Source organism: uncultured Arthrobacter sp. (assembly GCF_964021775.1).
Taxonomy (GTDB): Bacteria; Actinomycetota; Actinomycetes; order Actinomycetales; family Micrococcaceae; genus Arthrobacter.
The window spans coordinates 84,663-97,245 of record NZ_CAXHZI010000003.1; the positions used below are offsets into that span (position 1 = coordinate 84,663).

Here is a 12,583-nt window from a genome sequence, read left to right on the forward strand (position 1 = left end):
ATTCTCAGCAAACTGATGACCCGCGTCCGCGGGCCGCAGCCACCCGCATACCGGCAGCCTGCCGGGGCTGCGCGCCGCGGCTTGGATAGCATGGGGCTTCCAGGGCCGCGGCGGGAACCGCGGCACTATCCGCGCCGGAAAGTGGTGATTCCATGCAGGCCTTGCCCTTGCCGCAGTCCGGTGTAATCGAGCGGCTGCGCGCCGCCGGCTGCGTGTTCGCCGAAGAGGAGGCTGCCCTGCTGGCCGCCGCCGCGGCCACGGACGGAGAGCTGGAAGCGCTGGTCCGGCAGCGCGTCTTGGGGTTGCCGCTGGAGCAGCTGCTGGGCTGGGCGGAGTTTTGCGGCCTCCGCATCGCCGTGGACCCGCACGTTTTCGTTCCCCGGCGCCGCACCGAGTACCTCGTCCGGCAGGGGGCAAAGCTCGTGCGGGCAGGAAAATCACGGGAAGCTGGTCCGGTGGGAGGGCTGCCCGTCGTCGTCGACCTGTGCTGCGGCTCCGGCGCCGTCGGCGCCGCGCTCGCCGCGTCTGCCGGGCCGTTGGAGCTGCATGCCGCCGACATCGACGCCGCCGCGGCGGCCTGCGCAAGGCGCAACCTGCTGCCGCTGGGCGCGGAGGTGCACGAGGGCGATCTTTACGGGGCGCTGCCGGACCGGCTCCGCGGCCGGGTGGACCTCCTGGCCGTGAATGCGCCCTATGTTCCCTCGGGGATGATCGGGACCATGCCGCCGGAAGCGCGGCTGCACGAGCCGCGGGTTTCGCTCGACGGCGGCCCGGACGGACTCGAACTTCAACGGCGGGTGGCCGCCGCGGCGCCGGAGTGGCTGGCGCCGGGCGGCCACCTGCTGATCGAGACGAGCCCGCGGCAGGCGCCGCAGACGGTGCAGATCTTTGCCAGGAACGGGCTTTCCGGCCAGGTGCTCAGCTCCCGGAAGCGGGACGCGACCGTGGTGCTGGGTGCCGTCAGTGCCGGTGCCGCGGGCCGAGGCCGCAGCTGAGGGAGCCCGTCCCCGGGTGTGGCGGGGCCAGCCCGGTCAGTGCTTGTCCGGATCGACGTTGGTGGCCGGTCCGGCGGGGGTAGCCCCGCCCTCGTCGGACCAGTCCTGCCCGGTCTCGTCATTCAAGGCGGGATCCGAGTGGACGTCCGACGCGGCGTCGGCACTGTTGTCCACGGCGACGTGGGCGCCGCCGGAGGTCCCCAGGTTCGCCGTGCCGGGGTGGGTGCTGTGCGCCGGGATGGCGCCGCCTGAGGGGGTTGCCTCGGTGCTTTTCGCCGGGCTTTCCGCGGCGGAGGCACTGCGGGACGGGGTGTCCTCCCGGTGGACCGCGGAGCTGATCACGGTGCCGGCGCGGCGGGCCGCCTCGGTGAGCTGGCTGGACACCTCGGGTGCCTTTTCCTTGACCGCATCGGCTGCGGCCGCCACCTTGTCCTGGACCGGCTTGCTTTGCCAGAGGTCTGCTGCCCGGGCCTTCAATTTTTCGTAGGCGGCCCGGCCGGAACGGGATCCCAGGACGTAACCTGCCGCGAGGCCGGTGCCGAAAAGAAGTTTGGCTTTCATGCTGTACTCCTGCTCTTGGTGCTCTGGAAGAGTTCGAAAAGTGGTCCGGTACCAAAAAACCGGCCCCAGGAAAGAATCCCGGGACCGGTTTTCCGGTCACACCGTTTTAGCGGTGCGAGCGCTTGGTGATCATGCCGTAGACCAGCAGTACGATGATCGCACCGCCGATCGCGAGCAGCCACGTCGTCAGCGAGAAGAATTCCTGCAGTCCCGTGCCGAAGATTGCGCTGCCGATGAGGCCGCCCAGGAGGGCGCCCACAACACCGAGGATCAGCGTGATGACCCAGCCACCGCCCTGACGTCCCGGCAGGATAGCCTTAGCAATTGCGCCGGCAATAAGACCCAGAATAAGAAATGCGAAAAAACCCATTTTATCGGCCCTTCTCTTTCATTGAGGAGACACCCGGGTTGCCGGGTGCGCTTCATCCTTCTGCCTAAATACTAATCATGCTTACTATCAAAACGCCACTCGGCACACGGAAAAGTTTCAAAAATCCTTTGTATTCACCGGGAATTTACGCGTCCGTAGCGGGCCGGTAATCCGCGGACGGGCGCCAGCGCCAGGCGGGTGAAAGGACGCGGCGGGGCTCACCAGGCGTAGTCTTCCGGGGCGGTCCGAGGGCCGGGGAAAATGGTGTCCAAGCGCTCAAGGGCCGCGGCGTCGAGGTCAATCTGCAGCGACCGGAGGGCGGCGTCCAGTTGCTCCCGGGTGCGCGGGCCGGTCACCGGCGCCGTCACGGCGGGCTGGTGCAGCAGCCAGGCCAGCGCCAGTTCTCCGGGCTGGTGGCCGAGCTCGTCCGCGAAGTCCTCATAGCGGCGGATCTGGTTGCGGTGCTTCTTGAGGGCCTCCGCAGCGCGGCCCTCGGCCCGGCGGACGCCGCCGTACTCCTTCTTGAGCGCTCCGCCGAGCAGCCCGCCGTGCAGCGGCGACCATGGCAGGATCCCCAGCCCGTAGTGCTGCGCGGCCGGAATTACCTCAAGTTCGACGTTGCGGGTCAGCAGGTTGTAGATCGACTGCTCGCTGACCAGTCCGTTTGAATGCCGGTGCGCCGCGGCTTCCTGCGCCCGGGCCAGGTGCCAGCCGGCGAAATTGCTGCTGCCCGAGTAGAGGATCTTCCCCTGCTGCACCGCGACGTCCACGGCTTGCCAGATCTCTTCCCAAGGCGTGTTCCGGTCCACGTGGTGGAACTGGTAGAGGTCGATGTACTCGGTCTGGAGGCGCCGCAGGCTTGCGTCGAGGGCGTGGCGGATGTGCAGCGCGGAGAGTCTTGACTCGTTCGGCCGGTCCGCCATGGTGCCGTACACCTTGGTGGCCAGCACCGTCCGTTCCCGCCGGCCGCCGCCCTGGGCGAACCAGCGGCCCAGGATTTCCTCGGTCCAGCCGCGGTGCTTGGAGCCTCCATAGACGTCGGCGGTGTCGAAAAAATTGATGCCCGCCTCCAGGGCGGCGTCCATGATCGCGTGGGCGGCAGGCTCCTCGGTCTGCGGACCGAAGTTCATGGTTCCCAGGCATAGCCGGGAGACTTTCAGGCCGGAACGGCCCAGCTGGGTGTACTGCATGCGCCGCCCTTCCGGACGTCAGCGCTCCAGCCGGAACCCGAGCTTGATGGTTACCTGCCAGTCAGCTACCTGGCCGTCCTCGAGGTGCCCGCGGATTTCCTTGACTTCGAACCAGTCCAGGTTTCGCAGCGTCTTGGCGGCCTCGGCAATGCCGTTGCGGACGGCGGCGTCCACGCCTTCATTCGAGGTCCCAACAATTTCAGAAATGCTGTAGGTGTGATTAGACAACTTCGCTCCTCGGGATCGTCATCGGTCTGCTGTGTCCGGCCGGTGGCCGGGGGGCCGTCCCTGCAGAGTAGCCGACAGATCCCGGCCGGACTAGGGGTGGGCGGCAGGGGCGGGGGAGCCGAAGACCGGCCCGGGCTGGGGCCGCTTGGGTGCGGGCGGCGCGTCGCCGTCGCGCGGCCGGACGCGCCGGATCATCCAGGGCAGCAGATAGTGCGTGGCCCAGGCCAGGTCCCCGGCCCGGGTCTCCCGCCAGTTGCCGGCCGGCAGCGGTTTGGGGTGCAACGGCTGCAGGCCGTGCGGGACCTGCAGTGTGTCCAGGACCATGCCCGCGATCGTATGGTGTCCCAGCGGGGAGAAGTGCAGGCGGTCCGGATCCCACATCCGGGGATCGCTCAACTGCCGCAGCGTCCACAGGTCCGCAATCACGCCGTGGTGGCGGGCCGCGATGGTCCGGATGTTCTCGTTGAACACGGCCACCTTGCCCCGGATGTGGCCAAAGACCGGGGTGTCCCCCCAGTCCGGCCCGGTGAAGAGCACCACGGTCGCCCCGGCGGCCGAGAGCGCCGCGACGGCCGCGTCAAGGCTCACCGCGAGCCGGTCGGGATCCCGGCGGTGGAACACCAGATCATTGCCGCCCGCGGACAGTGTCACCAGGTCCGGTTTCAGGGCGATCGCCGGGCCGAGCTGCTGGTCCACGATCTGTTGCAGCACCAGGCCGCTGATGGCCAGGTTGGCGTAGGAGAAATCCCCGCGGGCGGCGCTGAGTTCCTCGGCGATCCGGTCCGCCCAGCCCCTCATGCCGCCGGGGCTCAGGGGCTCGGGGTCGCCGAGGCCGGCCGTGAACGAATCCCCCAGGGCGACGTAGCGTTTCCAGGGGCCCGGGCCGGTGGTGGCACCTTTTCGGGCCCTCGCCGGATTACCGAAGCTGGCCGCGTTCACATCTTCAGCAATACGCCCCCCGCACCGGCCTCCGGTAGGTACTTATGTCCCTACCGGAGGGCATTCGCGTCCGTTTGGCCAACCGCTGCTCCGTGACGGCCCTGGTGGGGCCCCGGAGCGGCGCCTGCGGAGCAGTCGGAGCCCCCTAATACCACACGGGGTATGGAAAATACCAAGGGGGGTATATCATAGGAAGGAAACCATTTACTCCGGGAGGCCGCCATGGAACTCGATCCCACGGACATGAAGTCCGTCATTAACCGCTTGCGCCGGGCCCAGGGCCAACTCGCTGCGGTCACGCGCATGATCGAAGAAGGCCGGGACTGCAAGAGCGTCGTCACGCAGCTCGCCGCCGTCTCGAGCGCCCTGGACAAGGCGGGATTCTCCATCATCGCCACCGGGCTGCAGCAGTGCATGCAGCAGGAGGATCCGAGCCTGGACCGTGCCGAGCTGGAGAAGCTTTTCCTCTCGCTCGCCTAAGCGCATGCCATCGCCAAGAGGCCGGGATCAGCTGATGATCCCGGCCTCTTGCGTTCCCTCCTGCACGGCCGACAATGGAGGAAGCGCGGCCGGGTGACCCTGCCGTGAGGCTAAGGAGTTCCATGCAGCAGCCCGCAGACGGACCGGCAGCGGCCGCGCCGGAGCGCGACCTGGTCATCGACCTGGCCCGCTTCTTCTGCCTTGCGCTGGTAGTCGTCGGCCACACGATGATGGTGAGCCCGGTCCTGCATCCGGACGGCACCGTGAGCACCGAAAACACCCTGGGCAACCAGCGCTGGTTCGAGCCGGTGGTCTGGGTGCTGCAGGTGATGCCGTTGTTCTTCGTCGCCGGCGGGGTCACCGGCCTGTATTCCTGGCGCCGGCTGCGCGACCGGGGCGGCAGCGCCGTCGAGTTCGTCCAGGGCCGGCTGCTGCGGCTGATCCGCCCGGCGGCGGTGCTGCTGGCCGCCATGTTCACAGGCCTGTGGGCCGCCAGGCTCAGCGGAGTGGACCCGCAAGTCATCGCGCTGCTGGCCACGGGCGCGGGCATGCCCCTGTGGTTCCTGGCCGCCTACCTCGCCGCGCAACTGAATCTGCCCTGGCTGGCCGCGCTCCATGACCGGGCACCCTGGTCCACCCTTGCCGGACTCGTCGCCCTTGTGGTGGCGGTGGACTGCCTCCGCGGCGCGCTGCCCGGGCTGGCCCACGCCAACATGGTCTTCCTCTGGTGCGCCGTGCAGCAGCTCGGCTTCCTCGTGGCCGACGGGACACTGCAGGGCCTGTCGCCGCCGGGACTGCTCGGCATCATTGCGGCGGCCAACCTGCTGCTCGGTGTCCTGGTGGTGCTGCGGCTGTACTCCGGGAACATGCTGGTCAACCTCAACCCGCCCAACCTGACCCTGCTCCTGCTGGCCGCCGCCCAGGCCGCCACGCTGCAGCTGCTGCGGCCGCTGCTTTCCCGGCTGGCGGACCTGGGCCGGATCCGTAGCGTCTTGGCCCGGGTGGGGCGGCGCTCGATGACCGTCTACCTTTGGCATCTGCCGCTGCTGGCAGCGATGTCCGGCCTGCTGCTGCTGACCGACCTTCCGCAGCCGGCCGGCGGGAGCGCGGTGTGGTGGTGGACCCGCCCGCTGGTGCTGCTGGGCATCGTCGTCCTGCTGCTGCCGGTGCTGGCGGTGTTCGGCCGGCTGGAGGAGCGGCCGACGGCGCCGGGCCGGTCCCGCCCGCGGCCGGCGGTCGCCGTGCTGACGGCCGCCGTCGTCGTTTTCATCCCGGTGGCCGACGCGGCGCTCAATGGCCTCACCGTGGGGCTGCTCGGCGGCGGGGCGGCCTGCTTCGCGCTCGCCGTGCTGTTGCTGGGCCGCGTTCCGGTCCGCGGGGCGGCCGGGAGCCCCGCAGGAGGCTCGACGGCAAGCGGGCCGGACGGATCCGGACTGCCATTGCCACACCCGCCATTAAGTGCCAATCTCGAACCATGACGGAGAACTCGGCAGCTACTGAAGACACGTTCAGCCCGGACGTCTCCACCACCCGCAATGACGCCCTGCACCGCTACGAGCTCCACGTCGGCGGCAAGCTCGCGGTCCAGGTGCGCTACATTGACCGGCCGGGCCATGTGGACTTCATCCACACCGAGACGGCCGAGCAGTTCACGGGGCAGGGGCTGGCCGGTGTGCTCGCCCACTTCGCCCTGGACGATGTGGTGGCCTCGGGGAAGCGGATCATCCCGCACTGCCCCTACATCTACCGCTACCTGCGCAAACACGACGCCTACAACCAGTGCATCGACTGGCCGGAACAGGCACCGGCAGGGGCGTAGCCGCTTGTGAGCGGGGCGACAATTTCGTATGGTTTAGCTTGAGTTATGCAGTTGGCTCAAGGACGTGTCATTTGGAGAACCCCGTGAACCACAAACTGCGTGTGCTTGTCCGTGTTGATGTCGATCCCGGACACGTGACTCTCGAAGTTACCGGTTGCCTGACCCAGGCGAACTACCCCGCCCTGTTGCACATCGTGCGCCGCGCCAGCCGTCTGGCCGCCGGCTCGGACGTGAGCATCGATCTGCACGGTGCCTCCCACCTCGACCCGGAGATCCTGCTCTACCTCCGCCAGCTCGCCGCAACCAAGGATCCGGTGGCCACCCCGGACGCCGTGGCGGCCGCCGTCGGGATCGCCCCGGGCGGCTCCGAGTCCTTCCGGGTCCGCCTCCAGGAACCAGCCGAGCTGCCGATCTGCCTGCTGCACGTCGGCTCCGACGGCGAGGCGCTCGCGGGCCTGGACGGCGAGATCAGCGGAGCCGTCAACGGCCGGCTCCTCGCGGAAGTCGACACCATCGACGGCGCCGCTTCCGCGCCGGACGGTACCGGCTGCGCCGATTCGGAGTTGATCGAGGGCCTTGAGCTCTCCGATTACTTCGAGGGGACCCTGGATCCGGCCGCCACCGTGCAGGCACTCTCCGACGAGGCCCTCGGCCAGCTGGCCGACGCGCTGTACCGTCACTTGGACACCCCCAGCCCCTCCTTCGGCGCGCACACCTGGTACGAGCTCGCCGCCGAAGAGCTGCAGCAGCGCTATCGCGCCTCGGACGCGGCCGGCGCCGGGCAGGACCCTGCCGACGTGAACGGCGCCCCGGACGGCCCGGCGGACGGCGAACTCGCCGCCGGTCCGGTGCCCGCCTGACTCCCCGCAGGCGGCGCCGCTAGGCTGTGGCTATGAACACACCCGCGCACGGATCGTCAGCCACCCCCGGCACCGCCTTGGTCACCGGCGCTACCGCCGGCCTCGGGGCCGAATTCGCCCGCCAGCTCGCCGAGCAGGGCCACCCGGTCGTTCTCGTGGCACGTGACGAGGCGCGGCTGCGGGACCGCGCAGCGGAACTGGAAAACCGCTACGGCGTCCGGGCCGAGACACTGGCCGCCGACCTGGCTGACGACGCCGGTGTGGCCGCCGTCGTTGCACGCCTGAGCGATCCGGCACGGCCGGTGGACATCCTGGTCAACAACGCCGGGATCGGGCTGCTGCAGTCCTTTGCCGACAACGCCATCGCGGACGAAAAGCGGCATCTCAAGCTGCACGTCGAGACGGCCATGGAACTGACGCACGCCGCGCTGCAGGGCATGCTGCAACGGCGTTCGGGCCGGATCATCAACGTGGCGTCCGTGGCGGCGTTCCTGCCCCGCGAAACGTATTCCGCCGCGAAGTCGTGGCTGCTCAGCTTCAGCCGCTGGGCCAACCTCGCCTATGCCGGGCGCGGGGTGAAGGTGACGGCGGTGTGCCCCGGCTTCACGCACACCGAATTCCACGACCGGATGGGCATGGACAAGACGGTGGCGCCGCGCTGGATGTGGCTGCAGGCCGACCAAGTGGTCCGCGAAGGCCTCGCCGACAACGAAAAGGGCAAGGCCGTCTCGATCCCGAGCAAGCGCTACAAGATTCTCACCGCTGCGACGCGCGTACTGCCCGCCCGGCTGGTCGCGGGGCCGCCGCGGCGCGCGAAGTAGGCGCGGGCGCGCTACCTGAGCGTCGCCGGGGCGGCCGGCCGGCGGCGCCGGATCAGGACCACCACGGCGATCCCGGTGCAGGCGCCGATCAGGGTTTCGACCGCCCGTTCCGCCACCAGCAGCCGCGGGTCGGCGGGGAAGGCCAGCTGCGTCATCAGCAGGATCACGGGGGTGAATGACACCATGGCGAGGCCGTAGTGGCGGGCCATAAAGAGCTCGGTGGTGAACTGCAGGACGATCACCAGGACCGCCACGGCCGCCGTCTCGTGCCCGGGAAAAAGCCGCAGCGGTGACCCCGCCCAGGGGAACAGCACGACGGCGACCACCACCAGGCCCAGCAGGGTGCCGACAATCCGGTGCAGCCCGCGGTAGACGCTGCTGGGCAGGTCCGCGCCCGCCAGGGGGACCGCCGCCGCGGCCATAGCCCAGTGCGGGTGCCCGCTGCCGCTGATCACCCCGATGCTGCCAGCCGCCGCTACCGCGGCCAGGTACCGCGCCGCGTGGATCCAGGCTGCGCGGCGGCGGACTCCGCGCAGCGGCGGTACGTCGCGTTCCGCGCCGCGTTGCCAGGCCCGGCCGCGGACCCAGCCGCCGAAGCCGACCACCATGGCGAATGCCGCGGACCCCGCGCCGATCAGGACGGCGAGCGGCCACGGGTCCGCGGTGGGGATGGAGGCGCAGGCCCCCAGCGCCAGGATGCCGAAGAACGGGCCGTTGGGCCGCAGCCCGACCCTGTCCGCGAACAGGGATCCCGCGGAGGCCAGGACCGATTCCACGGCCACGAGGGCCCAGGAGTGGAGCTGGTTCACCGAGAGCAGGACGCCGACGCCCAGCCCGCCCACCAGAACGAAGGCCGCCTGCAGCTGGTGCTTAAGCCTGAGCTGGTGCGGCTCCGAGCGGCCGTACATCCCGGTGAGGGCGCCAAACACGGCGTAGATGATGAGGTCCGGTCGCCCGGCCGCGAGCAGCGCCAGGGACGGCACCGCCACACTGACGGCGACGCGCAGCGCCGAGACGCGGTCGCGGTTCGCCGGGCCTAGGCGGTGCAGGACACGGACGTGCCGCAACAGGGACTGCACGCGGACCTCCTCGGGGTGCGGATCGGGGTGGGGATGGGGCGGTTGGGGAGGGGTGTCGCCTGGGACGCTGGCGGCGGCCAGCGAACGCGCCAAAGGCCTGCCCCGGGTGCTTCCCCCAATGGAAAAGTACGCGGGACAGGCCTCTCTGGGCGGGGCGCTGGTTAGGGCGTTCCGGGCCGGCGGGCCCGGACTAGGCCCGGGCCGGAACCTTGCCGGCGTCTGGGCCGTTTGCGTCGGCCGAGGTGAGCGGCATGTCCATGTGCTCCAGGTCGATCAGCGGGTTCTCGTCCTGCGTCTCGACCAGTTCGCGGGCCTCGGCCTGGGTGTCGACGCTCGGCATGGAACCCGGCAGCGGCATCTGAGCCGATTCCTTCAGGAAGTAGATCGCCACTGCGCCGATCGCCGAGGTGGCCATCAGGTAGTAGGCCGGCATCATGTCGTTGCCGGTTGCGTTGATCAGCGCGGCGACGATGAACGGGGTGGTGCCGCCGAAGATCGCAACCGAGAAGTTGTACGCAATTCCCATGGCGCCGTAGCGGCTGGCCGTCGGGAACTGGGCCGGCAGCGCGGACGCCAGGTTGGCCACGTAGAACGTCACCGGGAAGGCGATCAGGGCGAGGCCGGCCAGCGTGGACCAGATCTCACCGACGCCGATCAGGAGGAACGCGGGGGTGGCCAGGACGACGGTGCTCAGGGCGCCGATCCACAGCACGGGGCGGCGGCCGATCCGGTCGGAGAGCTTGCCGGTGAGCGGGATGCAGAGGCTCATGATGACCAGCACGGGGATGGTCAGCAAGGTGCCGTGCAGCTCGTCGTAGCCCTTGGACTCGGTGAGATAGGTCGGCATGTACGAGGTCAGGGCGTAGCCTGCGGTGTTGGCCGCGGCTACCAGGATCATCGCGACGATGATAGAGCGCCAGTAGGCCTTCACAATGCCCACCGGGCCCTTGGATGCGGCCGCGTCGGCGGCGGTTGCGTCCTTGGCGAGGTTTTCCTGGGCGTCCAGGGTGGCCTGGAACTGCGGGGATTCCTCGATCTTGCTCCGGAAGTAGACGGCGATCAGGCCCAGCGGACCGGCCAGCAGGAACGGGATACGCCAGCCCCACTGCTCCATGGTGTCCTGGCCGAGCGTCAGCTGCAGCACGGAAACCAGGGCGGCGCCGGCCGCGAAGCCGAGGTAGCTGCCCATGTCCAGGAAGCTGGCGAAGAATCCGCGCCGCTTGTCCGGGGCGTACTCGCTCACGAAAGTCGTGGCGCCGGCGTACTCGCCGCCGGTGGAGAAGCCCTGGATGACCTTGAACAGGACCAGCAGGACCGCGGCCCAGATGCCGATCTGGGCGTAGCCGGGCAGCAGGCCGACGGCGAAGGTGCTGGCGGCCATGATCATCAGGGTCGCGGCGAGGACCTTCTGCCGGCCGATCTTGTCGCCAAGCCACCCGAACACCACGCCACCGAGAGGGCGGGCGATGAAGGTGGCGGCGAAGGTGCCGAGCAGGAAGAGGGTCTGGACGGACTTGTCCGCCTCGGGCAGGAAAACCGGCCCCATGGTGGTGATCAGGTAGCCGAACACGCCGACGTCGTACCATTCCATGGTGTTACCCACGATGGTGCCGCCGAGCGCTTTTTTCAGCATCGGCTGGTCGACGACGTTGACGTCGGACTCACGGAGCCGACGTCGGCGCAGCTTTGGTTTCTTGGCGCCCCTGGGTGCGCCTTGGTTGGTTCCGCTGGCGTTCAAAACGCCAGCTGAAGAGTCGGTCGTGCTTCGGTCTTTGGGCATTTGGGCAACTCCTGTGGAGGTCATTTGCTTGCGACTTGTAGCTGCCCCGCTCCGGGCAGGCTTTCAATTTTACGCGATTTCCATGGCGTTTCCGATTCTGGTGCCGTATGATCAGCCGATTCCGGCGCCAAAGGGGCACTATCGGCGGTGACTTCGTGCCGGATTTATCCGCGCCGCTCTTGGGAAGAAGCCGTGTCCCGGAACTTTCCGCCAAGTTTTTTCGCATCGGCCCGCATTTGGGCGCTTTTCGGGACTATCCGGCAGCCTTTCGGGGCCTTCCGGCCGGCCGCACCAGACGTATCTCGGGCAGTTCGAACCAGTCGGCCGGCAGCAGTTTGCGTTCCCCGTCGGGCCGGAACCCGTGCTTGGCGTAAAAGGCCCGGGCCCGTGGGTTGTCTTCGAGCAACCACAGGTAGGCGGGGGAGTGGCCGATGGCGGCTTCCAGCAGGGCGGCGCCGAGCCCGCTGCCGTAGGCGTGGGTCAGCGTGTAGAGGGAATACAGCTCCAATTCCCGGGGCCGGTCCGCGTCCCGCCCCGGTCCGGCGTCGGCGAATCCAATGATGTTGTCGCTGGCGTCCACGGCGATGATCCGGGGCTCGGCACCGTCCAGGTGGGGCCGGCGCCGTTCCACCCGCTCGAGGAGGTTGGCGCGCCGGGCTTCAAAGAACGCCGCGGGCAGCTGGGCTGCGTAGCACTGCTCGTGAGCCAGGGTGTGCATCCGGACCAAGGCATCGGCGTCGTCGGCAGTGGCGTGACGAATGGTGTAATCCATGCCCCAGCCTAACTTTTCCTGTCTCTGTCCAACGGGTGCGGACGCCGCCTATGGTTGACTCATCGCCGGCGTCGTTGCCGGTGTTGGCAACAGCCGAGCCGAGGAGAGCTTCCCATGACAGAGAACACCGGCAAGCGCGAAGAGCCCGGAACGCCCGGCGCGGATGAACCCGGCGCCGCGGCAAAGCCGGAACAGGGCGTCAAATCCCGCCTCACCGATGCCCAGCGGGAAATGCTGGCCAGCAAGTCCCGCGGCGGGGCCGGGTTGCCCAGTGTCGGCCGCAGCCATAAGCCCACCCATGCCAGCGGCAAGCAGGGTCCCGCGCAGAAGAAAGTCCGCTGGTAGGACCTAGAGACATCTCAACGGCGCCGACCTACGATTGGGGGACGCTTCATTTCATCGCAGAAAGGAAGAGCCATGGCGGATCATCACTCGAAAGAAGAGATCGAGCCGGAGGTTGCAGGTCACCTGGCGGAGTCCATGGACGAGGTGCCCGGGCCCGAGAGCAAGCGCCCGGAACCGCCGTCGCCCGCGGACGGCCATGAGTGGCCTGACGGCAGCGGGAAGCACCGTCATCCCAAGGACCGCGATGTTGTCCGCGGTCAGCAGGCACAGCAGGTGGCAGACGCGGCCATCCACCGGCAGAGCCGCCCGCAGATCCCGCATCACGACTAAACACCCTGGGGGTC

The 12,583-nt window shown here is 68.9% G+C and carries 16 protein-coding genes; 8 read left to right on the top strand and 8 right to left on the bottom strand.

Going from position 1 to position 12,583, the window contains the following annotated elements; all coding sequences use genetic code 11:
* Positions 1 to 152: 152 nt before the first annotated feature.
* The gene (locus ABIN76_RS03980) at positions 153 to 995 is read left to right on the top strand and encodes a putative protein N(5)-glutamine methyltransferase (protein ID WP_346958425.1); all 843 of its coding nucleotides are present in this window, start codon (positions 153 to 155) and stop codon (positions 993 to 995) included.
* Between the two features lie 36 nt (positions 996 to 1,031).
* Here the strand turns inward: ABIN76_RS03980 and ABIN76_RS03985 are convergent, their stop codons facing one another.
* From ABIN76_RS03985 to ABIN76_RS04005, 5 genes are all read right to left on the bottom strand, one after another.
* Positions 1,032 to 1,556, bottom strand: a complete 525-nt coding sequence (locus ABIN76_RS03985; RefSeq protein WP_346958426.1) for a hypothetical protein — start codon at positions 1,554 to 1,556, stop codon at positions 1,032 to 1,034.
* A gap of 106 nt (positions 1,557 to 1,662) precedes the next feature.
* A complete protein-coding gene (locus ABIN76_RS03990; RefSeq protein WP_175322464.1) occupies positions 1,663 to 1,926 on the bottom strand; it encodes a GlsB/YeaQ/YmgE family stress response membrane protein in 264 nt (87 codons plus the stop codon).
* 218 nt (positions 1,927 to 2,144) lie between these two features.
* Positions 2,145 to 3,116: an aldo/keto reductase gene (locus tag ABIN76_RS03995; protein WP_346958427.1), complete on the bottom strand. Its 972-nt coding sequence runs from the start codon at positions 3,114 to 3,116 to the stop codon at positions 2,145 to 2,147.
* An 18-nt stretch (positions 3,117 to 3,134) separates the two neighbouring features.
* A complete protein-coding gene (locus ABIN76_RS04000) occupies positions 3,135 to 3,344 on the bottom strand; it encodes a dodecin (protein ID WP_346958428.1) in 210 nt (69 codons plus the stop codon).
* 90 nt (positions 3,345 to 3,434) lie between these two features.
* On the bottom strand, positions 3,435 to 4,283 hold the full coding sequence (locus ABIN76_RS04005; protein WP_346958429.1) for an SGNH/GDSL hydrolase family protein: 849 nt from the start codon (positions 4,281 to 4,283) through the stop codon (positions 3,435 to 3,437).
* Between the two features lie 222 nt (positions 4,284 to 4,505).
* Between ABIN76_RS04005 and ABIN76_RS04010 the strand changes: the two genes are divergently transcribed.
* The 5 genes from ABIN76_RS04010 to ABIN76_RS04030 all read left to right on the top strand — a co-directional run bounded on the left by ABIN76_RS04010 (position 4,506) and on the right by ABIN76_RS04030 (position 8,263).
* Positions 4,506 to 4,763: a metal-sensitive transcriptional regulator gene (locus ABIN76_RS04010; RefSeq protein WP_138767747.1), complete on the top strand. Its 258-nt coding sequence runs from the start codon at positions 4,506 to 4,508 to the stop codon at positions 4,761 to 4,763.
* 122 nt (positions 4,764 to 4,885) lie between these two features.
* Positions 4,886 to 6,241 carry an acyltransferase gene (locus ABIN76_RS04015; protein ID WP_346958430.1) on the top strand — a complete coding sequence of 452 codons (1,356 nt, stop codon included), beginning with the start codon at positions 4,886 to 4,888 and terminating at the stop codon, positions 6,239 to 6,241.
* On the top strand, positions 6,238 to 6,582 hold the full coding sequence (locus ABIN76_RS04020) for a GNAT family N-acetyltransferase (protein WP_346958431.1): 345 nt from the start codon (positions 6,238 to 6,240) through the stop codon (positions 6,580 to 6,582). Before ABIN76_RS04015 ends, ABIN76_RS04020 begins: the two co-directional genes overlap by 4 nt.
* 83 nt (positions 6,583 to 6,665) lie before the next feature.
* On the top strand, positions 6,666 to 7,442 hold the full coding sequence (locus ABIN76_RS04025; protein ID WP_346958432.1) for a hypothetical protein: 777 nt from the start codon (positions 6,666 to 6,668) through the stop codon (positions 7,440 to 7,442).
* 32 nt (positions 7,443 to 7,474) lie between these two features.
* Complete coding sequence (locus ABIN76_RS04030) at positions 7,475 to 8,263, top strand: SDR family oxidoreductase (RefSeq protein WP_346958433.1); 789 nt, start codon at positions 7,475 to 7,477, stop codon at positions 8,261 to 8,263.
* An 11-nt stretch (positions 8,264 to 8,274) separates the two neighbouring features.
* Here ABIN76_RS04030 and ABIN76_RS04035 read toward each other — a convergent pair whose 3' ends face one another.
* The 3 genes from ABIN76_RS04035 to ABIN76_RS04045 all read right to left on the bottom strand — a co-directional run bounded on the left by ABIN76_RS04035 (position 8,275) and on the right by ABIN76_RS04045 (position 11,894).
* Complete coding sequence (locus ABIN76_RS04035; RefSeq protein WP_346958434.1) at positions 8,275 to 9,342, bottom strand: FUSC family protein; 1,068 nt, start codon at positions 9,340 to 9,342, stop codon at positions 8,275 to 8,277.
* Positions 9,343 to 9,532: 190 nt separating this feature from the next.
* A complete protein-coding gene (locus tag ABIN76_RS04040) occupies positions 9,533 to 11,122 on the bottom strand; it encodes an MFS transporter (RefSeq protein WP_346958435.1) in 1,590 nt (529 codons plus the stop codon).
* Positions 11,123 to 11,375: 253 nt separating this feature from the next.
* Positions 11,376 to 11,894 carry a GNAT family N-acetyltransferase gene (locus ABIN76_RS04045; protein WP_346958436.1) on the bottom strand — a complete coding sequence of 173 codons (519 nt, stop codon included), beginning with the start codon at positions 11,892 to 11,894 and terminating at the stop codon, positions 11,376 to 11,378.
* Between the two features lie 114 nt (positions 11,895 to 12,008).
* On the opposite strand from ABIN76_RS04045, the gene ABIN76_RS04050 reads away from it, so the two are divergent.
* Positions 12,009 to 12,239: a hypothetical protein gene (locus tag ABIN76_RS04050; protein ID WP_346958437.1), complete on the top strand. Its 231-nt coding sequence runs from the start codon at positions 12,009 to 12,011 to the stop codon at positions 12,237 to 12,239.
* Between the two features lie 72 nt (positions 12,240 to 12,311).
* Positions 12,312 to 12,569, top strand: a complete 258-nt coding sequence (locus ABIN76_RS04055; protein ID WP_346958438.1) for a hypothetical protein — start codon at positions 12,312 to 12,314, stop codon at positions 12,567 to 12,569.
* Positions 12,570 to 12,583: the final 14 nt, after the last annotated feature.

Coding starts and splice junctions, on each gene's coding strand:
- ABIN76_RS03980 (WP_346958425.1), top strand. CDS start 153: ATGCAGGCCTTGCCCTTGCCGCAGTCCGGTGTAATCGAGCGGCTGCGC.
- ABIN76_RS03985 (WP_346958426.1), bottom strand. CDS start 1,556: ATGAAAGCCAAACTTCTTTTCGGCACCGGCCTCGCGGCAGGTTACGTC.
- ABIN76_RS03990 (WP_175322464.1), bottom strand. CDS start 1,926: ATGGGTTTTTTCGCATTTCTTATTCTGGGTCTTATTGCCGGCGCAATT.
- ABIN76_RS03995 (WP_346958427.1), bottom strand. CDS start 3,116: ATGCAGTACACCCAGCTGGGCCGTTCCGGCCTGAAAGTCTCCCGGCTA.
- ABIN76_RS04010 (WP_138767747.1), top strand. CDS start 4,506: ATGGAACTCGATCCCACGGACATGAAGTCCGTCATTAACCGCTTGCGC.
- ABIN76_RS04015 (WP_346958430.1), top strand. CDS start 4,886: ATGCAGCAGCCCGCAGACGGACCGGCAGCGGCCGCGCCGGAGCGCGAC.
- ABIN76_RS04020 (WP_346958431.1), top strand. CDS start 6,238: ATGACGGAGAACTCGGCAGCTACTGAAGACACGTTCAGCCCGGACGTC.
- ABIN76_RS04030 (WP_346958433.1), top strand. CDS start 7,475: ATGAACACACCCGCGCACGGATCGTCAGCCACCCCCGGCACCGCCTTG.
- ABIN76_RS04040 (WP_346958435.1), bottom strand. CDS start 11,122: ATGCCCAAAGACCGAAGCACGACCGACTCTTCAGCTGGCGTTTTGAAC.
- ABIN76_RS04045 (WP_346958436.1), bottom strand. CDS start 11,894: ATGGATTACACCATTCGTCACGCCACTGCCGACGACGCCGATGCCTTG.
- ABIN76_RS04050 (WP_346958437.1), top strand. CDS start 12,009: ATGACAGAGAACACCGGCAAGCGCGAAGAGCCCGGAACGCCCGGCGCG.
- ABIN76_RS04055 (WP_346958438.1), top strand. CDS start 12,312: ATGGCGGATCATCACTCGAAAGAAGAGATCGAGCCGGAGGTTGCAGGT.